This is a genomic window from Paenibacillus sp. FSL K6-3182 (genome assembly GCF_037976325.1).
Classification (GTDB): Bacteria; Bacillota; Bacilli; order Paenibacillales; family Paenibacillaceae; genus Pristimantibacillus.
The window spans coordinates 1,230,001-1,252,500 of the sequence record NZ_CP150265.1; the positions used below are offsets into that span (position 1 = coordinate 1,230,001).

Here is a 22,500-nt window from a genome sequence, read left to right on the forward strand (position 1 = left end):
GGAGCGTTGAATACGGATTGAAGTTGGACCGTGAGGACTGGTGGACTGTATTCAAGTGAGAATGCCGGTATGAGTAACGAAAAGACAAGTGAGAATCTTGTCCGCCGAAAGCCTAAGGGTTCCTGAGGAAGGCTCGTCCTCTCAGGGTAAGTCGGGACCTAACGCGAGGCCGAAAGGCGTAGTGGATGGACAACAGGTTGAAATTCCTGTACCACCGAAGATCGTTTGAGCAATGGGGTGACACAGAAGGGCAGTGACGCGGACTGATGGAATAGTCCGTCCAAGCAGTGAGGCTGATCGATAGGCAAATCCGTCGATCATAAGGCTGGGCTGTGATGGGGAGCGAAAATTGCAGTAGCGAAGGTCATGTACTCCGGCTGTCAAGAAAAGCCTCTAGTGAGATCTAGGTGCCCGTACCGCAAACCGACACAGGTAGGCGAGCAGAGCATGCTAAGGCGCGCGGAAGAACTCTCGTTAAGGAACTCGGCAAAATGACCCCGTAACTTCGGGAGAAGGGGTGCCTCGGTAGGGTGAATAGCCCGAGGGGGCCGCAGTGAAAAGGCCCAAGCGACTGTTTAGCAAAAACACAGGTCTGTGCGAAGCCGTAAGGCGAAGTATACGGGCTGACGCCTGCCCGGTGCTGGAAGGTTAAGGGGAGCGGTTAGGGGTAACCCGAAGCTGTGAACCGAAGCCCCAGTAAACGGCGGCCGTAACTATAACGGTCCTAAGGTAGCGAAATTCCTTGTCAGGTAAATTCTGACCCGCACGAATGGCGTAACGACTTGGGCGCTGTCTCAACGAGAGATCCGGTGAAATTTTAATACCTGTGAAGATGCAGGTTACCCGCGACAAGACGGAAAGACCCCATGGAGCTTTACTGTAACTTGATATTGAACTTTGGTACGATCTGTACAGGATAGGTGGGAGCCTTTGAAGCATGAGCGCCAGCTTGTGTGGAGGCAACGTTGGGATACCACCCTGATCGTATCGGAGTTCTAACCTAGAACCGTGAAACCGGTTCGGGGACCGTGTCAGGTGGACAGTTTGACTGGGGCGGTCGCCTCCTAAAATGTAACGGAGGCGCCCAAAGGTTCCCTCAGAATGGTTGGAAATCATTCGAAGAGTGCAAAGGCATAAGGGAGCTTGACTGCGAGACCTACAAGTCGAGCAGGTACGAAAGTAGGGCTTAGTGATCCGGTGGTACCGAATGGAAGGGCCATCGCTCAACGGATAAAAGCTACCCTGGGGATAACAGGCTTATCTCCCCCAAGAGTCCACATCGACGGGGAGGTTTGGCACCTCGATGTCGGCTCATCGCATCCTGGGGCTGAAGTAGGTCCCAAGGGTTGGGCTGTTCGCCCATTAAAGCGGTACGCGAGCTGGGTTCAGAACGTCGTGAGACAGTTCGGTCCCTATCTGTCGCGGGCGCAGGAAATTTGAGAGGAGCTGTCCTTAGTACGAGAGGACCGGGATGGACGTACCGCTGGTGTACCAGTTGTTCCGCCAGGAGCACCGCTGGGTAGCCAAGTACGGACGGGATAAGCGCTGAAAGCATCTAAGCGTGAAGCCCCCCTCAAGATGAGATTTCCCAGTATGTAAGACCCCTTGAAGACGACGAGGTTGATAGGTTCGGGGTGGAAGCACAGCAATGTGTGTAGCTGACGAATACTAATCGGTCGAGGGCTTATCCTAAACACGTTTACTGTGACCCATACATCCAGTAGACAGCAGCATAAAGGCTTCAGCAAGCCTACTCTTTCGTATCCAGTTTTCAATGTGCAAAACGCACAATGAAGCAAGACTCCCACTCGCAGTGGGTTTTAGTGTTTCCATGGAGGATTAGCTCAGCTGGGAGAGCATCTGCCTTACAAGCAGAGGGTCGGCGGTTCGATCCCGTCATCCTCCACCATTACTTTTTTAACAGACCATTGTTCCTTGTGAACAATGTTTTTTTATTTTCAGAGAGCTTTTCACTGGAGATACGTTAATTTCATATGAACGAATTCAAAAGGGCTGCCCTCTATCCTGAGAAATGGATAGCAGGCAGCCCTATTTTGCTTACAAGGGGCGTAACTCAGCTGATCAGTTACAGGATTAAAGATTCATTGATGCCTACTGCTGTATTACAGCGTCCACCGCCGAGTATGGACCCTAGAAACAAGTAAGCTGGACCTACTTGTTCAAAAGCGCTACGGTTACTCCCACAGCCGAATGGAGACGGCATGAAACGAGTCCTACAACAGGGGTTAAAAGAAAAATTTTACAATATAATAATTTTCATTGAAATTACTTTAGCGCTAAACTATAATAGTTAAGTTCTAAAGTAAATATATAAGGAGTGGAACAAACAGATGAACCAAGCAGAAGGCATGAAAGTACGTTTTTGGCCAGTAATGACTGCTATTTTTATCGGGTCCTTTTTATGCGTATTGGCTTCGGCTACGATAAATTTGGCGCTCGAAATTTTGAAGGACCATTTTGATACGACTCTGGGCTCCGTTCAGTGGACGTTAACTGGCTTTATGCTCGCAATGGGAACTACAGCTCCAATTGCCGGTTATTTAGGGGAGAGATTCAGCTATAGACGACTATACTTATTCTCGTTAATTGGGTTTACCTTAACGTCAATATTGTGTGCATCGGCTTGGAGCGAAGGCTCACTCATTTTGTTCCGTGTACTGCAAGGGGCATTCAGTGGTTTAATTATACCGGCAACAATGTCGATCATTTATCAAATCATTCCAAAAGATAGACAGGCGATGGCAATCGCATTTTGGGGGCTATCTGCAATGCTGGCTCCTGCATTTGGACCTACAATCAGCGGTTGGATATTGGAGAACATGAATTGGCATTGGCTGTTTCTGATGAACGTGCCGATCGGTCTGATCGCAATCGGCTGCGTATATGCATACATTCCTTATTATCGGATGAACGTTCCGAAGAGCTTCGACTTGCTAGGTTTCCTAACGGTTATCATGAGCAGCTCATCCTTGCTGCTTGCACTGGGGCAAGGCCATAACTGGGGCTGGAGCTCATGGAAAATTGTTTCATTGTTCGTAATCGGCGGCATTTCACTGATACTATTTATATGGCGAGAGCTGCGGGCTGAAACGCCGCTGCTTAATCTACGCGTATTCAAAAATGGTCGTTTTACGCTTAATGCCATTATCGCTAATATTATAACAATCAGCTTGTATTCCGGAACATTGCTCACACCCGTATTTCTTCAAAGAATACAGCATGTATCCGCGATGGATACGGGCATGATTTTATTGCCGGCTTCACTGGCAATGGCTTTGCTTATGCCCGTTGTCGGCAAGCTGTACGGCATCATTGGTCCGCGCTGGCTGATGTCTAGCGGCATTGTGCTGCTGACAATCGGTACGCTGGCGTTAAGCTGGCTAAGTCTTGATGTCTCGCATGCCTACATCATCTGGTGGATGATCGTTCGTAACATCGGGATCGCACTTGTCGTAATGCCATCAAGCAACGCCGCAATGGAGCAAATTCCAGCGGAGCTGTCGGGGCATGCTTCTGCGATAACGAACTGGACGCGTAACGTGTTTGGCTCATTCGCGATTGCTATCTTTACAACGATGCTTGCATCAAGATCGATTACACATGCTACCGACTTCATGAAGGCTGGCGATGTTGATAAGCTGCACATTGAAATGATGTCCTTCACGATGAGCATTAACGATGTATATGTTGTTGCTACGTTGGTAGCAGTCGTCGCATTGCCGCTTAGTTTATTCGTGGGCAAGGCGAAGCGTAAGGATGACATCAAGGGCAACGTGGTAAAAGAGAAAACAATAACGAAACCAGTACCATCCCCAGTTTCTGCCAAATAATAAGTATTGCGTCGAAAGAGCTGTTATAAAAGCCCTTTCGACGTTTTTTTTATAAAATTGTTCTTTATTAAGAACCGACTCGGTGTTATATTATAAATGTTCACAGTATGACACGGTACAATAATAGGATTATTTTATAGACACGGGGGTAAAGGCAATGATAAACAAAAGTAGCTTGAGCGGGGACACAATTCCTTATATGTTGCAAAAAAGAGCAGCAGATTATCCTCATGATGTGGCATACAGTTACCCAGCTGCTGATCAGCATTATACATGGCTAATGATTTGGGAAGAGGTGCGCTTGCTGGCGAAAAGCTTTATTCAACTAGGGGTCAAAAAAGGCGACTCCATTGTAATCATTATGCCTGGTAGGGCGGAAATGATTATTTCGATGTTTGCAGCGGCCTGCGTTGGCGCTATCATTGTTCCGCTTAATACATACTCTAAGAAACAAGAGCTTGAGCATTATTTAAAAGATTCTCGCCCTGCAGCCATCATTATGGGAGCTCAAGGACAGCATGTCCATTATCCAACGATCATGCAGGAAATAATAGTGGATTTGCATAAAGATGGAGTAGATCAACATTGGTTCCCGAAGCATATTTTTGTACTGGAGGAAGATGGGACAGCAAACGAGCTATTTCAGCCCTATTCAGATTTACGGCTGCTTGGCGCAGCTGTAGATGAACAGTCGTTTTTAACTGCCTGTGATATGAATGTCTCAAGTGATCCGCTTATTCTGCTTTATACATCGGGTACGCTGGGCCTTCCCAAAGGGGTATTGCGTTCCACGGCTTCCTTCTTATTAGCTGCTGAAAATGCGGGTAAACCTAAGAAAAGCATTGCCATGCTTATGAAAATCAGTGATCGCTTTACTCGTCATTTCTCGGTTATGAATTTATTGCCGCTTTATCATCTAGGAGGATTTGGTACATTATTTGCAAGTTTAAAAACGTACAATATTCGAATGGTCATGCTCAGCCACTTTAATCCCATAAATGCTCTGTCAGCGGTGGAGAAGGAAAAGTGTAAAGTTCTTATAGGTACGCCATATATGATTCAGCAAATGGTACTTTCTCCAAAAAGAGAGGATTACAATTTGAAATCACTGCTAGGGGTAGCATTTACTTCAGCAGCAGTTAACAATACGATATTGCAAAAAATAATGAAAGGCTTGAACCTCTACTTTTTTATGGTAAGCTATGGCTCTTCGGAAGCAGGTGCAGTCGCTAATGGGACTTGTTTCGTGAATCGGAGGCAAAATATTATTTTATATTTGCTTTACAAGCTGCTGAGACACTTAAATCTTTTAAACGGGCTCATTCAATATAAGGAATTCGAAAAGGGGTCCTACAGCATTGGAGGAAGAGTGGATAAGGTTGTAGAGGTGAAAATATTAAATCCGGAGACGGGAGAGACGCTGCCGCCGCATGAGCATGGCGAGATTGCCATTCGAAGTCATCGGGTCATGCGTTACACGAGCGAGACTAACGATAGGGCTAGTATGACGGCAGATGGGTGGTATCGATCCGGAGATTTAGGATTTCTGGATGAACGGAAACATTTAACAATTACAGGCAGGCTTCACAGAACGATTATTAGAGGCGGAGAAAAAATTTCTCCGGTAGAAATTGAGAATGTGCTGCTGCGACATAAAGATGTGGAGGATGCGTTCGTCATAGGTGTCCCGGATGAGCTTTATGGTGAGCAAGTTTGCGCTTGTATTGTAGCGAAGCAGGGAGCGACTCTAAGCGATAGTGTGCTGAAAAATGATTTAGCTCCATATTTATCGACGTTTAAGCTGCCGCGTTATTATGTATTTTTGCCTGTATTCCCTCTCTCACCGACGGGTAAAATTTCAGTGGCTGAAATTAAATCGTTGGTTCTGAATAGGACAGGGGAGCTGAGAAGAAATGCGTAAATACTATCCAGGGATAACGTTATTCAAGCTGGCGGGTTCCTTGCTTGTGCTTGTAGCGCATCTTATGCTTTTACGCTATATGGCTTTAATGCCGGGGCAAGCGATTGTCCAGTTTTCTGGTCTTGCTACAAGAATAGTTGTGCCATGCTTCTACGTTGTAGCAGGCTTTCTTGCCTATAAAGGCTGGAGCCATGCAGCAAACCCAAGGCTTTATATTCAAAAATATTTGCTGCGTATCGGAATCGTTTATTGCTTATTTTGTTGTCTGTTTGTTGCAGAGAGCATCGTTCCTAAGCTGATTAGCGACGGCTGGTCGGCAGGAAATCTCTTTATCCAAGCGAAGGTACTGTTTATCGCATTTTTTCTAAACGGACCATTCGTTCAATTTTGGTTTATCCCGCCGCTTGTGTTTGGTATATTAACTGCTTATTGGCTTATCCAAAAGCAATACAGTCGCCTTGCTCTTATATTGACGCTGACTGGATTTATTGGCATGCAGTTTGTTTCAGGAAGCTTAAAAACGTTATTCGGTATAACAGCTGAGAGCTTTCCCGCGATCGACCCTGCCTACATCGATTATTTGTATTTGTTTGCGACGAGATATATCGGCTTTGGCTTCACGTTCGTGGCTTTGGGCGTATTACTGGCAAAGTATGAGACTACGCTTATGCAAATAAAAGTAAAACCTATACTGATTTTTGCATTGGGATTAACGGTAGTGGAGACGCTGCTGCTGCTTCGATTTAGTGAATGGACAACAGATTATAAGCTTGCATTCAGTATGTTGCCGAATACACTGCTTCTTTTTTATGGAATGATTAAAATAGAGCTTCCAGCCGTTCAGACTTATCATAAAATAATCAGTTTGTTCAGCATCGTAACGTTTTTTGGTCATATTTTATTCATGCAGACCAATCTTTCTCTGCTAGGCTGGAGTGTTGACAGCATGAGTGTTTTGCAGGATTTCACACTGATGCTCATGACCTTATTGGAATGCATAGCTGTTACAATGCTGCTGCGTGCAAGCTCAAGAACGTTCTCGGCTCGGCAGACAAGAAATATGGCATCATAAGATTAGGACGTTTTGACCACTCCGCTATAATTTAGCCCGTCATCCGTGTTTATTTCAATGTCATGGCGACCCAGCTCTTTTTTGCCCGCGAGGGCAGTTACTGAAACCGTAGCTGATTGACTAAGAGAATGTTCTTCGCCCTCTTCAAGAGGAGTCCAGTATACAATGGTACCGGATGTGGTTTTCATGCTTCTTCCTTTTTGAATGACCTTTGAATCTGAAGGGGACCAAAGAAGAAGATTTCCTTCTGTAACGGTAATTGCAATGATGTCTGCTTCATCTGCAACGATGCGAATTGGAAATCCGGGTACACTGCTCATTAGCGGACTATATTTTCCTAGCGGAAGCTGAGTTTCAGGTTTCATCTCAATCGATGTGCCATCTGCAGCATAGGCCGTAATAACGAAACCGCCAAATGCAGTTTTTTTGTTCTCATGCTGCAATAAGGATGCTCCAAGCACAACCAAAAAAACAATTATACAAGCAGCGGCCGATAGGGTTGCTGTTTTTTTTATGGATAACGTTTTGCGTTTTCTCGCTGACTGCTGCTGTACGTGGTGAAGCATCTGCTTCTTCAGCTCATCGCCAGCCTGAATTTCCTTCATTCCGCTTATGTATCTATTCATTAGCGACTCCTCCAATCATGCTCCCTTTTAACATTTCACGAGCGCGCTTAAGCTGTGTTCTTACTGTGCTCTCGTTTCTGTTCAATAACTGGGCTATTTCTGCGGTGCTGTAATCTTCAAAATAATAGAGGTAAATGACGATCCGGTATTTTTGATCCAGCTCTAAGACGCGGGCAACAACTTCTCTGTTGTCTGAATGCTGGATCGGAATAGATGCATCACGAATGGGAGAAAAGAATCTTTTCCATGAACTGCGCAGCATATCCTTGCATGCGTTGATCGTAACTCGAATAATCCACGCTTTCTCATGCTCGGCCAGCTCGAACGTCTTTTGCAGCTTAACAACTTTTATAAATACCTCTTGGCATACATCCTGAGCGTCTGCGTTGTTTTTAAGATAGGTGAAAGCAATACGCATTATCATATCCGCATAACGTTGAACAAGCTGGGTTAAATATTCATCTGAATACTCATTTGGCATGATCGTCGACTCCTTCACACCTAACACGATCAACCAAGGCAAAATGTTTCAAAACCATAAAAAAACCTGACCGCTGTCGGTCAGGTTTTTGTGAATAAAGTATTATTTAAAGAAACTGTTGAAGATCTTCACTACTGCATCCTGATCATGCGAGATGGACAGCATTACGTAGTTTCCGTTTCTAACAATTTTGTAGTTTTTTGCATCCTCATATTGATCCTGCAAATAAGTTTCAAACGTTTTTTGAATGTCTGCTGCGCGTGCCTCAAAAGCTTTAGCTACAGCATCGTAGCTTTTATCGGATTTCAACTTGACGATAGCGAGCTCAGTAGCTTTAACGTTCATCATCGCCTGCAAGTAGACGCCTTCAGTCACGAGACCATCAAAATCCGTTCCGAAAACATCCTTCAAACGCTCAGCTTCTACATTACCAAGCATCGGAAATTCAAGATCGGTCGTAATTTTAGTCGTGATATCCGAAACCTTAATGTCCGTAGAAGGCTTTACAGGAGGTTTAGTCGTTGCACTAGGTTTTTGTGTAGCACTCGGTTTTTGTGTTGGTTTGACTGTTGGTTTTTGCGTCGGTTTTTGTGTTGGCTTCGCTGTTGCAGCCGGTTTCTGTTCAGGTTTTGCACCTGATGGTTTTTCGGTCGGTTTTGCAGTAGCTGAAGGTTTTACGCCAGCTTCATTTTCCTTGCTTGTGTCATTTGCAGTTGGTTTTTCAGTTGCTGCAGGTTCAGTTGTTGCCTGATCACCAGCAGGTTCTTCCGTAGCAGGTGGAGCTTCGGTTTCCGTTGGAGCTTCTGTTGCAGGAGGTACGGTGGGCTGTTCTGTAACCGTTGTCTCATTTCCTGATGCATTTTTTGCCGGTTCTTTCCCGGCATCGCTGCAGCCTGCAGCGAGCATCGATACTGTGAGTGCGAGTACAGCCATTTTGGATAACGATTTCTTCATATGTAGCATGTATGTCTCTCCTTAAAAAATAAAAGTCGAACACTAGACGACAGTGTTCGACAAAAGGTTGCACATTTACTTGTTATTGGTGATCGAAACTACTGAATCTCTTCACTATTTGTATCGTCTGCCTCATCTTCTTCGGACGATTCTACAAGGCGGAAATCATCTGTTTTGCCGCCGTCCTCCCAGATTTCAACGAAGAGAGCATCGCAGTTGTCAAAGTCAGCTGCTTTCAGCGATAATGCTTTTTCCTCATCTGAGCCTACATACACATTTTCCAAACCATCCTCATTGAATGATTGAATAACATAAATTTTCATAAGGCAAACCTCCAGCATATTAATATTGTAGCAGTATACCATAAAAAGCCGGAGGTAAAACATACGTTCTTCTAACTCGTTTTGAAGCGATTCACGTTATGCTGCAAATCCTCCGCCATTTTTGCAAGCGCGTTAGAAGAAGAGGATATTTCCTCAATAGAGGATAGCTGCTCCTGCGTGGAGGCGATAACCTGCTCTGTACCTGCCGCGGAGCTTTGGGTCACCTCGGAAATCATTTTCATTGAACCGGTAATTTCGTCAACTCCGGCGGTTAGCTGCTGCACAGCCGAGGAAACCTTCACGGATTCATAAGCGACATCATTAACGGCATTTTGTATATATTCAAATGATTCTCCTGCTGTAGTAACAAGAGAAATACCTGACAACACTTCCTTGGTTACAGCTTCCATAGACTGAACAGCATTATGCATTTCAATCTGTATCGTAGAGATGAGCGACTCGATTTGCTTAGCTGATTGTGTCGATTGTACGGATAGCTTTCGCACCTCCGTTGCGACGACCTCAAAGCCGCGCCCATGCTCGCCAGCTCTTGCTGCCTCGATAGCGGCGTTCAGTGAGAGCAGATTGGTTTGTGTGGAGAGATCCGATATGACTCCAACAATTTGGTTGATTTCATTTGATTGTCCATTAAGCTCCGTAATAACCGAGGCAAGCCCATTGACCGTATCATTAATTGATCCCATTTGCGCAACGGCTGTTTTAATCGATTCGTTCCCAACAGCCGCCTTATCTGACGCTTCGGAAGCTTTGGAAGAGACTGTATGTGTATTCTCAGCAATTTGCTGAAATCCAATCGACATATCATTAATCGTCTGATAGCTTTCATTCACAAGCTTCACTTGCTGTTCAACGCCAGAGGCAACATCCTGTACAGTAACTGCGATTTGCTCCGTTGCAAGCGATGTTTGTTCAGCGCTTGCACTTAGTTCTTCTGAGGATGCGGCTACTTGCTCCGCATTGGAATCAACTTGTTTAATCAAAGCTCTAAGATTATCGGACATCGTGTTAAACGAACTCGCAAGCATACCCGTTTCATCTTTATTTTTTATAGTAATGGCTTTGCCTGTAAGATCCCCAGAAGCAATCTTCTCCGCAGCTTTTACGACTTGAATAATGGGTCTGGTGATGAGTCGGCCTATTAACAAAGCGATGGATATGCCAAGTACAAGAGCGATGATCCCGAGTGTAATGATGAAGCTGATGACTTCGTCCACTTGTTTGGATGCTTTCGCTGAGCTTATGTTCAGCTGCTCTTGTTGATAGGTTTCCATGTCCGTAAGAATTTTCTCAATCTTTGCTGTTATAGTGCGTCCCTGGTTCGCAAGAAGAGTGGTATACTCCTTCTCTTGATTCTCCTTTTTGAGACTGATAACCTTTTCAAGGAGCTGAAAATACTCATTTTCGATGAGATCGGCTTGCTTGAGCGAGTCAATCATTGAAGGAGTATAGAATGAAGATGCCAGCTGCTTACTGATGTTCATATAATTTTCATGAGCAGCAGTTATCCCGTTAAGTGACGTTTGATCACCAAGCATGGCGTAAACTCGTATGGCAACCTGCTCAGATTTTACAGCTATGACCATGTTCTTAATATGCAGCATTTTTTGTGTTCGATCTTCAATTAATTCTGTATATGTACGATTAAGCGATGTGAGCTGAGTTAAATTAATGCTCAAAATCATAGTTAATAATATAAGAATAGAAATAAATCCTCCGAGCAGTTTTTTGCTAATCGTTAGGTTTCTCATAGGTAACCTCCAGTAAAATTCTTGTTGAAGATGCAATGGGGTATTGGCAAGATGAGCAGGGTTACTGTTGAAATGATCGCCTCAGAAAGAATATGAACGGTAAAATCTAGTATGTTCTAGAAATTTGTAAGTTAGTATATCATATATATTTTCGACAATCTAGTTCGGTAGAACCATGTGAGTAATAGGTATATATATTCACAAAAGGCAAGTATATGACTTGTTCAATTTGAGAAATCAACTAGTCGCTTGAGTAAAGTTGCAAGCATACAGCACTCGTTATTTCTTTTCGTGCAAATATGATAAAATTGTATCAGTATCCGATTTATTGATATGGTTTTTCTGAAATATGGGGAGGGATAAAGTTGCAGCTGATTAATCAAGAAAAGGTGCAGCAGAGGATAGATAGCTTTAAAAATCAGGAACTTTTTATTCATCTTGAAATGACTACAGGTGCTTACGCTGCTCATCTCGACAGTTCAAAGCATCCAGCAGCCAATTTCCTTACGAATGTGGTGATTCGTTATTCTCACGGTTCGATTGCAGGGAGCGGGCCTTATCGGGTTGGCTTGAAAATGTCGCAAGGCTGGGTATACTCGGAGGGGCTTACCCACTGGGATGAGAACGAACCGGAGCGGCTGATTCTGGCAGGTCATGATGGGCAAGGAAAACTTGTCGTATCACTGCAATTAAGCAAGGAACCCTTCTGATGAGAGAGGAGATTAGAAATTCTGTGGGACAAAATAATATTTTAGTTATACTGCCGCATCCGGATGATGAGGCTTTCTCCGTTTCGGGGACACTGGCTAAGCATATCCAAGATGGAGCTCATGTGACCTATGCTTGCTTGACACTTGGGGAAATGGGCCGAAATATGGGAATACCTCCATTCGCCAATCGGGTCACTTTACCCGCTATACGCAAGCTTGAACTGGAGGAATCATGCCAAGCCATCGGCATACAAGATTTGAGAATGCTTGGTTTTCATGATAAAATGCTCGAATTTGAAGATCATGAGCAGTTGGATGGGCAAATAAAAGCTCTTATTCAGGAGCTGAATCCGTCGATTGTATACACTTTTTATCCAGGCTACAGCGTTCATCCCGACCACGATGCATGCGGGGCGTCCGTCATTAGGACAGTCGGCAGGCTGCCGCAAGCGGAGAGGCCAATCGTATATTGCGTAGCTTTTTCTAAAAACCATCAACAAGCGATTGGGAAACCTCAAATCGTGAATGATATTAAACCTTTTTTGCATCAAAAAATGGCTTCGATACAAGCACATCGTTCGCAGTTTCAAGCGGCCGAGTTAATGGGCAATAAAACCCTTCAGGATGCGGAAATACAAGAGCGCTTTGGAACGGAGCGTTTCTGGATTTATCCATTCGCCTAATAAATATTCATAAATAAGATAAGCAGCTCTAAGAAATTGTCCTTAGAGCTTTTTTTCTGTTGATCGGCAGAGAGTTCATCAAAGCATGAAAGAACTAGATAGTTTGAGTTACTCATCTATGCTAGAATGTGGATAAAAAACCAAGGTGGATCTAATGGAAAATCATTCGCTAATTATGGGCATTCCCATCCCTAAAATAACGATGGGTGAAACTGTCGATTTGATTGACGAAGTTATTAAAGAGAAAAAAACAGAGCTTTTCCACGTGGTGACGTTGAATCCAGAAATCAGTATGTCTTGTCAGCAAAATTTAGAGCTTCGTTCCATTATTAACGACGCGGCACACCTTACTGCTGATGGTGCAGGCATCGTCATGGTCTCTCGGTTTAAGGGGAATCCGCTGCCAGAACGTGTTACGGGATGCGATCTTCTGATCAATCTATTGGAGATGGGCAATAGGAAAAAGTGGTCGTTCTATCTGCTGGGCGCAAGTGAGATGACGAGTAAAAAGGCTTTAGAAGTGATCAATTTGAAATACCCAAACGTGTCTATTGTCGGAAGGCATCATGGTTTTTTTGAACCTAAGGATGACGCGAAAATTGTGAATGAAATTGCAAGCTTGAGTCCCGATGTTTTAGTCGTTGCCTTAGGTGCGCCTAAAGCCGAATTTTGGATTCATACGTTTAAAAATTGTCTAAACGCTAGGGTTGCTATAGGCGTTGGCGGGAGTCTGGATACAATTGCTGGAACCGTAAAGCGAGCGCCTGTAATATGGCAAAAGTTAAATTTGGAATGGCTTTATCGATTAATAAAGCAGCCTTCTAGATGGAAGAGGCAATTAATTTTACCTCGCTTTGCAATGAAAGCATTGTTATTCAAAGAAAGAAACTGATTATAATCATGGCTTAATCTACATCTACGGAGGAAGATTAATTGGATCAATGGCATTCTAGTCACAAAATATTTTTTAATGAATTCCAACTGTTGACTTTTTGTGGATCTTAACGTACTATTAGGAAAATTATTCAAAACAATATAAATGCGTAGATGGAGAAAAGTAAATCAATACCTACTTACAGGGAGGAAGCGCCGAAGATTGAGAGCGTTTCTGGGAAAAGGGTTGGTTGAAGTTCACTCCGGAGCAGTCCCTTGAAACCAGTAACGGCAAGTAGAGGAGCACCGGTTAGTTAACCGTTATTAATTAAAGTGAGAACATTTCTGTTTTTGTTGCAGAGACGTTTTAATTTAGGGTGGTACCACGGCTTCTCGTCCCTTCGGATGAGGGGCTATTTGTATTTTCAGGGATATTAAATATTATGGCTCGGTAGCTCAGTCGGTAGAGCATAGGACTGAAAATCCTAGTGTCGGCGGTTCGATTCCGTCCCGAGCCACCATAACTTCAAGCAATAAGGCTCGGTAGCTCAGTTGGTAGAGCATAGGACTGAAAATCCTAGTGTCGGCGGTTCGATTCCGTCCCGAGCCACCATAACTTCAAACAAATAAGCCTTGCGGCTCTCGAAAGGGATTCGAAAGCTGCAAGGCTGGATGATGCGATATATAAGAAATTATGATTGCTGTGAGATGGACAAGCCAAGCCCTTCAGCAATGCGTTGGCCAAAATCAGGGTCTGCTTTGAAAAAATGGCCAATCTGACGAAGCTTGATCTCATCTTTCTCAACGGGCTTCATAGCGCCGACGATCGTATCAATAAGGCGGGCACGTTCCTCTTCGCTGATAAGGCGATAAAGGTCGCCAGCTTGTGTGTAGTGGTCATGATGGTCAAAAGGAGCGCTGTCTGCATTTCCTGACACTTCGAACGGAGTTGGCTTGTTTTCCGGCGACTCCGTTGGTCCGCCGTAGCTGTTAGGCTCGTAATAAATCGATGCTCCTCCGTTGCCGTCTGCACGCATCTGGCCATCGCGCTGGTGATTGTTCACCGGAGCGACAGGGCGATTAATCGGCAGTTGATTATGATTGGCGCCAACACGGTAACGATGAGCATCGGAGTAAGCAAAGAGACGTCCTTGGAGCATCTTATCCGGTGAAGCTTCGATTCCTGGGACAAATGATCCTGGCGAGAATGTCGCTTGCTCCACCTCTGCAAAATAATTTTCCGGGTTGCGGTCAAGCACCATGCGACCGACCTCAATTAATGGATAATCCTTTTGAGACCAGACTTTCGTTACGTCAAACGGATCGAAGCGATATGTATTCGCATCCTCTTCAGGCATGATCTGCACATAAAGCTTCCACGCTGGAAAATCTCCACTTGCAATTGCATTAAATAAATCTTCGGTATGATAATCAGGATTTTCGCCAGCAATTTTGGCAGCTACCTCATTAGAGATGTTTTGAACACCTTGCTCTGTTTTGAAATGGTATTTCACCCATACCGCTTGGCCTTGGTCATTCACCCATTTGAAAGTGTGGCTTCCAAAACCATGCATATGTCTAAACGTAGCAGGAATCCCGCGGTCAGACATAAGGATCGTAACCTGATGCAGAGACTCAGGCGATAAGGACCAGAAATCCCATACCGCATTCGGGTTTTTTAAATGGGTTTGAGGATGACGCTTCTGAGTATGAATGAAGTCTGGAAATTTAATCGCATCACGAATAAAGAATACGGGTGTATTATTGCCGACAAGATCATAGTTTCCTTCATCTGTATAAAATTTAACGGCGAAACCGCGTGGATCGCGCACCGTATCGGCAGAGCCGAGCTCGCCAGCTACGGTTGAAAAACGTATAAACATAGGTGTGCGTTTTCCTACTTCGGACAAAAAGTTAGCTTTCGTATAAGACGTGACATCATGCGTAACTTGAAAGTAGCCATGTGCGCCTGCGCCTTTGGCATGGACAACGCGTTCTGGAACACGCTCTCTATTGAAATGCGCCAGCTTTTCAAGCAGATGAACATCCTGAATTAATGTGGGACCACGTGAGCCTGCTGTCATCGAGTTTTGGTTGTCTCCAACGGGAGCGCCAAAGCTAGTTGTGAGCTTGTTCTTCTCAGTACTCATAATAGATTCACCTCATTGATTTTGTATGATTACGCCTCATACCTTATGTTACCGTTTTATAGGAGGAAATCAATATCATTTTATAATCATTCTAAATAAAATTTTTCGTCAAATTGTGCATATCGTGCTAGGGATTTTGTCGCAGACTCGAGCATACGGCGCCGCAGGTGCTCGCCATCGATGATGCGAACCCGCTTTCCGAGGAAGCGAGTTTTGGAAAGAACATATTCGCTGTCCTTGCTTGAAAAGTGCAATTGAATCGTATATTCATTGGAGTCGGCAGCGTAACTGACTTCTTTCTCGAAGCAAGAAAAAGCATACAAAATGCGCGAGAGCTCGCCGTTGTATTCGGGAACAACAAGAATATTCGCACTCATGCTGCGTTTTTTCATTAAGCCTTGAACGATACCAATTAGCTGCTCGTAATATTCCGTTGGACAAATCTGCTCGCTGCTGCCCGTCACGTTATCAAGCTTTGTGCTCATCAGCGTTCGATGATTGATATGGTACCAGAGAAGATACCATTCCCGTTTGACCATCGAATATTCCAGCTTATAGGGAAGACCCCTTTGCTCCGTACAGGTGCGGCCTCCTTTAATTTTATAGCTTATATATAGTAGGTTTTTGTTAGTGATAGCTTGGCGAAGAGGACGAATGTAAGAATGATAGACTTGCTTCTCTCTACTAGCTGCCTTATGCAGAAGCCCGCCAGTATCCAAGGATTGATCTTCTTCTAATATAGTGTTCATTTGAATAAGCGTTTCTGGAGACAAAGCAGCCGCAGCAGCGGGATGCTCAAGCATGGTCTTCAGCCAACTTCGCTCATGCGCAGTCATGATGAACGTACCGGAGCCTTCCAGCTTGGATAAAATCTGATAGTTGAATATTTTCTCAAAAGGATTCATAGTAGCTTTTTATCTCCTTCCATTCCTCAATCAGTTCCTGCCTCAGCTTCAAGGGAGCAAGCACCTCGCAGCTTGAGCCAAAGCTCCTAATCCAAGGCTTGATTTCAATCGTTCCGTTCACCTCAATTTCATAGATGAAGGATTCTTCGCTTTCTTCCAAAATAGTGCCCCATTGACCTTGGAGCAGAACACGCTCCATCACGAAGCTTGGGATATGAGGTCCGGGATGAAAGAAGCGAACCCGCACTAGAACAGGCTTGCCCGTATCAATTAGCCAGCTATGTTTAATCCGCTGCTCCAGCTCATCTCTTTTGGACTCGAATAATGCCACGGGGGCTTCTTCCTCTTCCGAAATTTGGGTTAAGCCTTCCATTCGGTATTTCTTAATGCCGTAGCGGGCGTGATGACCAAGAAGGTACCAGCGGCCATATTGATGATCGTAAACAACTTTTAGAGGGAGCAGCGTTTCCTGCTGACCTTCGGTATCGCGCTCAAATAATGGATTCGTATTTTTGGATGTGTAGCTGGTTTCTTTTTTCGGCGAAAAATAGAGAAAACTGACCGAGCGCCGATGACGTATCGCAGCAAGCAGTGTAAAGAGATGAGCCTCGTCCAAAATACGAGAGTAATAGTGGTACTTATATAAGAAGGGTTCAACCGAGCCGTAATCGACCTGATTCCGATTCATGTATTTCTTGACACCATCACGCAGCAAATAACCCTGTACGGAGGGAATTTGGGTATTTGCCATAACGTCTACAAAGTCATATAGATCGAGCAGTTCATCGCGTGAGAGCTGCTGCACTAAATCATTGTATATCCGATAGCGAAAAGGGCGCGTTCCAGACTCTTTTTTGATGACGCCTACTTGCTCTAAATATTTCAAATCGCCTCGTATCGTTTTTTCGTCAGGCAGTGAGAGCTCTTCCGGCATGCTGCTGCAGCATAGATCGAGGAGCTCCATTGCAGTGAATGACTTCTCGCGCATAGCAGCAAGCAATAAGGAGAGGCGCTGACTCTCTGATTCTTTTAGAGATTTGGCGCGAAATAGAAACAGAAGCATCGGTTCCGAAGAATCAAGATAGCTGTAACGAATGGTTTCTGCAAACTCCTTGCCTTTATCCTCAGGCAGCTGTTGGTAAACGCTATTCACAACCTCTTTCAGACGTTTGATCGTTTTATCGAAGGTATGGATGGAGATGCCCAGCCTGTCCGCATACTGCTGGCGATTATATGCACCGCTCGTAAGAACGAGCATCCGCAAAAACTGGATCTCTTTATCAAAGCTTTCTTTTGCCATTTATGTATTCCTCCGATCATAAGCGCTCTTCTTTTCTATCTTAACAGGAAGAGCGCAAATTTGAACAAAAAGGAAAATTTTCCTCTAGATATAAGAGTATATAAATTTAATTCTTATATTAGGCTTATATCTCTCCGTCAAAACTTTATTAGCATCCAGAGGAAGCTAATTGCGTTTTTGCTTAAAATATAAGTTTAATACTAGTCTTCTATTTTTTCGTCAAAGCTTCATTAGCATCCAGAGAAAGCTAATTGCGTTTTTGCTTACTCGTAATACTTTCACCATGTTCACGGTCTCCAAAATCAGGCAATATAAAGCTCATAAGAAGCGAGCAAGCAAACGAGTTACGACACGTATAGCTTGAAGCACGGGAGGTATTACGATGATAATGCAGCATAAGAGACATGGAGGCAATCATCATGAAATGGAGCTTGAGCATGGCTCACTCCACGTATTTGCGAATGAAGATGTGCTCCAAGCCTTTGGGGACAAAGTATATGAAATGGCAAACAACAATTTGCAAATTCCTCGAAATCAATATATGAGCTATACTCCTGATGCCCACGTTGGCATTGGAACCTGCATTGGGACGACTGCGGTCTGGAATATGAAAAATGGCTGTGTATCTCCCTCTATTGTCGGATCTGATATTGGCTGTGGGATGCGCGTTCATACAACATCGCTTCATAAGCGTGAGCTTGCTGACAAAAACATTCGTAGAGCATTGATCACCGCAATCGAGAAATACGTACCGACTAACGAGCGTAAGAACTCCAACTACGACGATATCGATGTTATGAGTGTGGTACAGCATGGCTTGAAGGGTCTGCCTGAGAAATATGTGCCAAATGAGCAATGGCTGACGCATGTGGAGCAATCCCAGTTTGACTTCGACCATACCTATTTAAATCAACTGCCTCCGAAAATTATGAAATATGCGCGTGGGCAGCTCGGATCGCTCGGCAGTGGCAATCACTTCATTGAAATTCAGTATTTGGAGATAAATGAGGAATACGCAAATGTGGCGGCAAAATGGGGCTTGTTCGACGGTCAGGTTGTCGTCATGATTCACTCTGGCTCCAGATCATGGGGCGGAATGGTTGGACGCGAACACAATAAGGTTATTAAGGAAGCGATGAATCAGTGGGGAGTTAGCAATCCAGACCCTAATCTGATCTATGCCCCGATTGCGAGTCAGGAAGGGCAGACCTACTTGAACCTGATGTATTCTGCACTCAACTTCGCCGTAAGCAACCGTCATATGATTGCATTCGGTGTCCGTGAAGCTTTTCAGGAAGTTTTCGGAGCAAGTACAGAAATGCCGGTTCTCTATGATCTGATGCATAACTACGCGCTCAAGGAGTTTCACCGCAACCAGCCGATGCTCGTCCATCGCAAAGGGGCAACGCGTGCGCTTCCGGCGGGGCATTTTCTAAATACGCCGGTGTACAAGGAGACAGGACATCCCGCGCTCATCCCAGGCTCTATGGGAACTTCCTCTTATATTATGGTAGGCAAGGAAGAGGGACTCAAAAACTTCTATTCTATTTGCCATGGAGCGGGGCGAGCGAGATCGCGAAAAGCAACAAAAGAAATGGTAACGGTTGATCAGTTTGAACAATCGCTGAAGGTTGGGACGGATGATGAAATACTCGTTAACCATGCTTCCTTGCAGGCCATTCTCGATGAATGCCCACAGGCATATAAAGACGTAGATCAGATCATCGACAGCGTTGTTGGCGCTTCTTTAGCTGCCGTGATAGCCAAATGCAAGCCGATGGCTGCTATAAAAGGCACCTAGCTTTTATTAAATCGCTATTAAAGATAACTTCAATAATAGATGAGGTTCATGTACGAATGGCGTACCTTGGCTGGGATTTCTAAAAATCCCGCAGTGCACGCGCATACTATGCGCTTGTATACTGTATCGCTCATATCGTCTTAATCTCCCACAGGATAGAGTGGACTTAATCCCTCTATTGTCAATCGCCTAATCCGCGAAACAGCTCTTCGGAGCACTCTGACTCCCTCCAAAGGAGAACTAATGTTGTAGATGTGATCTTAAGCAGGAGCACTCAGACGATGCCTCGGCACAATCACTGCAGCAAAACCTATGCAATCGGTGGATACCGATTGGAGCCAGCTGCCTCTTATAGCAGAGTAAGACATAGAACGAGCACAGATGGAAGGTACATCCGTACTCGACTATCGACAACGAAGCTGTAAAGCAGCTCTGCTCCCTTCTCAAGCCGGATTCCGGTCTAGCCGCAGGAGCGCTCCTGTTCCAAAGATCAACCAAACCGTGTAAAGAGGTGTTAAATCATGTTTAAAAAAGTGATTATCAAGAACGATGAACGAGGTCTGCTTTTCAAAAAAGGCAGTTACATAAAGCTTTTGCAGCCGGGCGTATATCGCCATACATCATTTTCTGATGATACCGTTATTTTGCAAAATATTGCGAAGCGTTTCGCTGTTCCAAATATGGAGTTGAAGCTATTTCTCCACGATGAGCAGCTTGCCGAGCAGCTGACGATAGCTGATGTGCAGGATTATGAGTATGTACTGCATTTTGAGGATGGCAAATTTGCCACATTGCTGACACCAGGGCTTTATGGATTCTGGAATGTAATGAAAAAACATTCATTTATTCGTATAGACATTCGGAATCCAGAACTGACATCAGAGATCGATAGATCACTGCTGTCGAGGCTGCAAAGCTTTATGCAAGTGTTCGAGGTGGCAAGCTATGAAACGGGGTTGTTATTTTTTAATAACGTTTTGCAGCGCGAGCTTCGTCCGGGAAAATATTATTTCTGGAAAGGACCAACGAGCGTGCAGGTGAAGACGGTTGATCTGCGCCAGCTTCAGCTGGACATGACTGGACAAGAGATCATGACAGAGGACAAGGTGACGCTGCGGCTGAACTTTGTGTGCCAATACAAGGTTGTTGACCCGCTAAAAGCATTTCAGATTAAGTCGTTCGAGGAGCAGGTGTACATTTTGCTGCAGCTTATTTTGCGCGAATATGTCGGTACTCTTAAGCTGGATGATCTGCTGCGCATGAAGCAAGAAATCGCGAATTTTGTACTTACACGTCTGAACGAGCAGAAGGAGCATTACGGCGTACAGTTCGTTTCGGCGGGCCTCAAAGATATTATTTTGCCGGGTGATATTAAGGACATCCTTAATACGGTGCTGCTTGCTGAGAAGAAGGCGCAAGCCAATCTCATTACACGAAGAGAAGAGACAGCGTCTACTAGAAGCCTGCTAAATACCGCTAAGCTAATGGATGAGAACGGCACGCTCTATCGTCTGAAAGAGCTTGAGTTTCTTGAGAAAATTTGCGAGAAAATCGGGACTATCTCGCTCACTGGCGGCGGTAATTTACTGGAGCAGCTTAATTCGCTGTTAAGTGTAAAAGGTATGGATAAATCATGATAGATTTTGAATAAGCCTCGTAGATCGCTTGATGATCTGTGAGGCTTTTATTTAGGTTTGAATCCGTAATTTATAGGTTGAGTTTACATTTTGTGATGAAATTAGTAACAGATTTGTTTGATTCCATCTTCGATTTTTGTTATCTTTGAACCTGCATGTCTTTTGAGTGTACCACTCATAATTCATAGAAGAGCATGAAATACATCTACGAGTTAGGAGATTATTATGACAACAAAGCAAGATAAAGCACTGGAAAAATTATGGCCGCCGCTTACCTATCCACTGTCTTATGCGGATGCGCTAAGCACATTATCGAAGCAGCAATTAACTAGAATACGTACGAATTTGGATATTAGCAACCTAAGCTCGCTCAATAAGCAGGGGCTTGTGGAGAAGCTTTCAGAGCTGATACCAGACAATCTACAAATGGCAACTCGTTGCTTTGATCATAATAGATTGAAGCTTGTTCAGAAAATAGTGAAAAACGAAGGTATTTGGGACAAGCCGTTTCTTGAATTGCAGCAGTATACTTATTTCCTAGAGCGTGGTATTTTATTTCCGGGAACGGTAGATGGCAAGCGTGTTGTGATGATGCCAGCCGAACTGGTGGAATTCATTAAAGCAGGGGACCTCTTAAAGGAAACGCCCATTCTTAATCGAAACACGGAATGGATACGGTTAACGCAGGGCCTACTCTATTATTATGGAACATTGACGATAGATCAGTTGAAATCATTTGTAATCTCAGAGGATGATCATCCTCTTGCTCAATATGATATTATGAACGTTTTGTTTGCTGCCCAAGATTACTATGAGCAATTTTTCATTGAAGAGAGTGGCTACATATCAGACTATCGGGTAGCAGATCCTGAGGCAATTGTGAAAGAAAGAGACCTTAGACATGATCTGGATTTTTGTCCATTTACGAAGCAGCAGCTTTTGAAAGCTGGAGAAGCAGAATATGTGGAGAGAAACAGCCACTATATGAATCTAGTCCGTTTTGTACTAGAGCGTTATGAGATTGACCGTGAAGAAGCTGATTTGATGGCTGAGGAATGTACAGATGCTGCGAGAAACGGAGATTCTTTAGCTTCTGTTATTGAGCTGGCACAGAACTTTATTGAAATTCCTAATTCGGAAACAATGAGGAATATTACCGATTTGCTCGTTCCATTAATGAACAGCACGAAGCAATGGGCCATCAAAGGTTATTCCCCAGAAGAGCTAGCGGAGAAACGTGCAAACGTGAGCATGGTGCTGAATAATGTACCTAAGCCAGCTGCTCAAGCGGAAGTAATCGATATGCAATCAAAGAAAAAAGTCGGACGTAATGAACCTTGTTCTTGCGGAAGCGGGAAAAAGTTCAAAAAGTGCTGCGGTTAATAGTAGAATCAGATAAGGCATAATCGAACTTGGAGGCGTACAGGATGAGACAAAGCCAGCA

General features: G+C 44.3%; 19 protein-coding genes, 3 tRNA genes, 1 rRNA gene and 1 other annotated feature (2 of these 24 cut by a window edge). Of the genes, 15 read left to right on the forward strand and 8 right to left on the reverse strand.

Annotated elements, in window-relative coordinates; all coding sequences use genetic code 11:
• From MHH56_RS05305 to MHH56_RS05325, 5 genes are all read left to right on the forward strand, one after another.
• Nucleotides 1-1,692 (forward strand): 23S ribosomal RNA (locus tag MHH56_RS05305); it begins 1,240 nt to the left of the window's first position.
• Between the two features lie 141 nt (nucleotides 1,693-1,833).
• Nucleotides 1,834-1,909: transfer RNA gene (locus tag MHH56_RS05310), tRNA-Val, on the forward strand.
• 442 nt (nucleotides 1,910-2,351) lie between these two features.
• Nucleotides 2,352-3,851, forward strand: coding sequence for a DHA2 family efflux MFS transporter permease subunit (locus tag MHH56_RS05315; RefSeq protein WP_339207089.1), 1,500 nt, complete (start codon nucleotides 2,352-2,354; stop codon nucleotides 3,849-3,851).
• 157 nt (nucleotides 3,852-4,008) lie between these two features.
• Nucleotides 4,009-5,772: a class I adenylate-forming enzyme family protein gene (locus tag MHH56_RS05320; RefSeq protein ID WP_339207091.1), complete on the forward strand. Its 1,764-nt coding sequence runs from the start codon at nucleotides 4,009-4,011 to the stop codon at nucleotides 5,770-5,772.
• Nucleotides 5,765-6,844, forward strand: a complete 1,080-nt coding sequence (locus tag MHH56_RS05325; RefSeq protein ID WP_339207092.1) for an acyltransferase family protein — start codon at nucleotides 5,765-5,767, stop codon at nucleotides 6,842-6,844. The genes MHH56_RS05320 and MHH56_RS05325 overlap by 8 nt, the downstream gene beginning before the upstream one ends.
• A gap of 2 nt (nucleotides 6,845-6,846) precedes the next feature.
• Here the strand turns inward: MHH56_RS05325 and MHH56_RS05330 are convergent, their stop codons facing one another.
• The 5 genes from MHH56_RS05330 to MHH56_RS05350 form a co-directional block, all read right to left on the reverse strand.
• On the reverse strand, nucleotides 6,847-7,470 hold the full coding sequence (locus MHH56_RS05330; protein ID WP_339207094.1) for a hypothetical protein: 624 nt from the start codon (nucleotides 7,468-7,470) through the stop codon (nucleotides 6,847-6,849).
• Nucleotides 7,463-7,951, reverse strand: coding sequence for a sigma-70 family RNA polymerase sigma factor (locus MHH56_RS05335; protein ID WP_339207096.1), 489 nt, complete (start codon nucleotides 7,949-7,951; stop codon nucleotides 7,463-7,465). Before MHH56_RS05335 ends, MHH56_RS05330 begins: the two co-directional genes overlap by 8 nt.
• A gap of 102 nt (nucleotides 7,952-8,053) precedes the next feature.
• Nucleotides 8,054-8,914, reverse strand: a complete 861-nt coding sequence (locus MHH56_RS05340; protein ID WP_339207097.1) for a DUF4358 domain-containing protein — start codon at nucleotides 8,912-8,914, stop codon at nucleotides 8,054-8,056.
• Nucleotides 8,915-9,003: 89 nt separating this feature from the next.
• Nucleotides 9,004-9,228 (reverse strand): hypothetical protein, encoded by a 225-nt coding sequence (locus tag MHH56_RS05345; RefSeq protein WP_339207098.1) that lies wholly within the window; start codon nucleotides 9,226-9,228, stop codon nucleotides 9,004-9,006.
• A 71-nt stretch (nucleotides 9,229-9,299) separates the two neighbouring features.
• The gene (locus MHH56_RS05350) at nucleotides 9,300-10,997 is read right to left on the reverse strand and encodes a methyl-accepting chemotaxis protein (protein ID WP_339207099.1); all 1,698 of its coding nucleotides are present in this window, start codon (nucleotides 10,995-10,997) and stop codon (nucleotides 9,300-9,302) included.
• A gap of 365 nt (nucleotides 10,998-11,362) precedes the next feature.
• Here MHH56_RS05350 and MHH56_RS05355 point away from each other — a divergent pair, with 365 nt between their 5' ends.
• From MHH56_RS05355 to MHH56_RS05375, 5 genes are all read left to right on the forward strand, one after another.
• Nucleotides 11,363-11,707 (forward strand): YojF family protein, encoded by a 345-nt coding sequence (locus MHH56_RS05355; protein ID WP_076271788.1) that lies wholly within the window; start codon nucleotides 11,363-11,365, stop codon nucleotides 11,705-11,707.
• Nucleotides 11,707-12,390, forward strand: coding sequence for a bacillithiol biosynthesis deacetylase BshB2 (bshB2, locus tag MHH56_RS05360; protein WP_339207100.1), 684 nt, complete (start codon nucleotides 11,707-11,709; stop codon nucleotides 12,388-12,390). The genes MHH56_RS05355 and bshB2 overlap by 1 nt, the downstream gene beginning before the upstream one ends.
• Nucleotides 12,391-12,544: 154 nt before the next feature.
• A complete protein-coding gene (locus MHH56_RS05365; protein WP_339207102.1) occupies nucleotides 12,545-13,282 on the forward strand; it encodes a WecB/TagA/CpsF family glycosyltransferase in 738 nt (245 codons plus the stop codon).
• A 143-nt stretch (nucleotides 13,283-13,425) separates the two neighbouring features.
• Nucleotides 13,426-13,667: a binding site (T-box leader), on the forward strand.
• Between the two features lie 41 nt (nucleotides 13,668-13,708).
• Nucleotides 13,709-13,784: transfer RNA gene (locus MHH56_RS05370), tRNA-Phe, on the forward strand.
• A 16-nt stretch (nucleotides 13,785-13,800) separates the two neighbouring features.
• Nucleotides 13,801-13,876: transfer RNA gene (locus MHH56_RS05375), tRNA-Phe, on the forward strand.
• A gap of 79 nt (nucleotides 13,877-13,955) precedes the next feature.
• Here MHH56_RS05375 and katA read toward each other — a convergent pair.
• From katA to MHH56_RS05390, 3 genes are all read right to left on the reverse strand, one after another.
• Nucleotides 13,956-15,413 (reverse strand): catalase KatA, encoded by a 1,458-nt coding sequence (gene katA / locus MHH56_RS05380; RefSeq protein ID WP_076271792.1) that lies wholly within the window; start codon nucleotides 15,411-15,413, stop codon nucleotides 13,956-13,958.
• 86 nt (nucleotides 15,414-15,499) lie between these two features.
• Nucleotides 15,500-16,318, reverse strand: a complete 819-nt coding sequence (locus MHH56_RS05385) for a WYL domain-containing protein (RefSeq protein ID WP_339207105.1) — start codon at nucleotides 16,316-16,318, stop codon at nucleotides 15,500-15,502.
• Nucleotides 16,305-17,618, reverse strand: coding sequence for a WYL domain-containing protein (locus MHH56_RS05390; protein ID WP_339207106.1), 1,314 nt, complete (start codon nucleotides 17,616-17,618; stop codon nucleotides 16,305-16,307). Before MHH56_RS05390 ends, MHH56_RS05385 begins: the two co-directional genes overlap by 14 nt.
• 382 nt (nucleotides 17,619-18,000) lie before the next feature.
• Between MHH56_RS05390 and MHH56_RS05395 the strand changes: the two genes are divergently transcribed.
• The 5 genes from MHH56_RS05395 to MHH56_RS05415 all read left to right on the forward strand — a co-directional run.
• The gene (locus tag MHH56_RS05395; RefSeq protein ID WP_339207107.1) at nucleotides 18,001-19,419 is read left to right on the forward strand and encodes an RtcB family protein; all 1,419 of its coding nucleotides are present in this window, start codon (nucleotides 18,001-18,003) and stop codon (nucleotides 19,417-19,419) included.
• Nucleotides 19,420-19,700: 281 nt separating this feature from the next.
• Complete coding sequence (locus tag MHH56_RS05400) at nucleotides 19,701-19,844, forward strand: hypothetical protein (protein WP_339207109.1); 144 nt, start codon at nucleotides 19,701-19,703, stop codon at nucleotides 19,842-19,844.
• A 96-nt stretch (nucleotides 19,845-19,940) separates the two neighbouring features.
• The gene (locus tag MHH56_RS05405) at nucleotides 19,941-21,056 is read left to right on the forward strand and encodes a slipin family protein (RefSeq protein ID WP_339207112.1); all 1,116 of its coding nucleotides are present in this window, start codon (nucleotides 19,941-19,943) and stop codon (nucleotides 21,054-21,056) included.
• A 225-nt stretch (nucleotides 21,057-21,281) separates the two neighbouring features.
• Nucleotides 21,282-22,439, forward strand: a complete 1,158-nt coding sequence (locus MHH56_RS05410) for an SEC-C metal-binding domain-containing protein (protein WP_339207114.1) — start codon at nucleotides 21,282-21,284, stop codon at nucleotides 22,437-22,439.
• Nucleotides 22,440-22,483: 44 nt separating this feature from the next.
• A protein-coding gene (locus tag MHH56_RS05415; protein WP_339207115.1) for an AAA family ATPase crosses the window boundary here: on the forward strand, nucleotides 22,484-22,500 show its 5' end (the start). It continues 748 nt past the right edge of the window; 17 of the gene's 765 nt are visible here — the first part of the coding sequence; it begins with the start codon at nucleotides 22,484-22,486; the stop codon falls past the right edge of the window.

Excerpts from the sequence above, each read along its gene's own strand:
- MHH56_RS05315 (WP_339207089.1), top strand. The coding sequence starts at position 2,352 with ATGAACCAAGCAGAAGGCATGAAAGTACGTTTTTGGCCAGTAATGACT.
- MHH56_RS05320 (WP_339207091.1), top strand. The coding sequence starts at position 4,009 with ATGATAAACAAAAGTAGCTTGAGCGGGGACACAATTCCTTATATGTTG.
- MHH56_RS05325 (WP_339207092.1), top strand. The coding sequence starts at position 5,765 with ATGCGTAAATACTATCCAGGGATAACGTTATTCAAGCTGGCGGGTTCC.
- MHH56_RS05330 (WP_339207094.1), bottom strand. The coding sequence starts at position 7,470 with ATGAATAGATACATAAGCGGAATGAAGGAAATTCAGGCTGGCGATGAG.
- MHH56_RS05335 (WP_339207096.1), bottom strand. The coding sequence starts at position 7,951 with ATGCCAAATGAGTATTCAGATGAATATTTAACCCAGCTTGTTCAACGT.
- MHH56_RS05340 (WP_339207097.1), bottom strand. The coding sequence starts at position 8,914 with ATGCTACATATGAAGAAATCGTTATCCAAAATGGCTGTACTCGCACTC.
- MHH56_RS05345 (WP_339207098.1), bottom strand. The coding sequence starts at position 9,228 with ATGAAAATTTATGTTATTCAATCATTCAATGAGGATGGTTTGGAAAAT.
- MHH56_RS05350 (WP_339207099.1), bottom strand. The coding sequence starts at position 10,997 with ATGAGAAACCTAACGATTAGCAAAAAACTGCTCGGAGGATTTATTTCT.
- bshB2 (WP_339207100.1), top strand. The coding sequence starts at position 11,707 with ATGAGAGAGGAGATTAGAAATTCTGTGGGACAAAATAATATTTTAGTT.
- MHH56_RS05365 (WP_339207102.1), top strand. The coding sequence starts at position 12,545 with ATGGAAAATCATTCGCTAATTATGGGCATTCCCATCCCTAAAATAACG.
- katA (WP_076271792.1), bottom strand. The coding sequence starts at position 15,413 with ATGAGTACTGAGAAGAACAAGCTCACAACTAGCTTTGGCGCTCCCGTT.
- MHH56_RS05385 (WP_339207105.1), bottom strand. The coding sequence starts at position 16,318 with ATGAATCCTTTTGAGAAAATATTCAACTATCAGATTTTATCCAAGCTG.
- MHH56_RS05390 (WP_339207106.1), bottom strand. The coding sequence starts at position 17,618 with ATGGCAAAAGAAAGCTTTGATAAAGAGATCCAGTTTTTGCGGATGCTC.
- MHH56_RS05395 (WP_339207107.1), top strand. The coding sequence starts at position 18,001 with ATGATAATGCAGCATAAGAGACATGGAGGCAATCATCATGAAATGGAG.
- MHH56_RS05400 (WP_339207109.1), top strand. The coding sequence starts at position 19,701 with ATGCCTCGGCACAATCACTGCAGCAAAACCTATGCAATCGGTGGATAC.
- MHH56_RS05405 (WP_339207112.1), top strand. The coding sequence starts at position 19,941 with ATGTTTAAAAAAGTGATTATCAAGAACGATGAACGAGGTCTGCTTTTC.
- MHH56_RS05410 (WP_339207114.1), top strand. The coding sequence starts at position 21,282 with ATGACAACAAAGCAAGATAAAGCACTGGAAAAATTATGGCCGCCGCTT.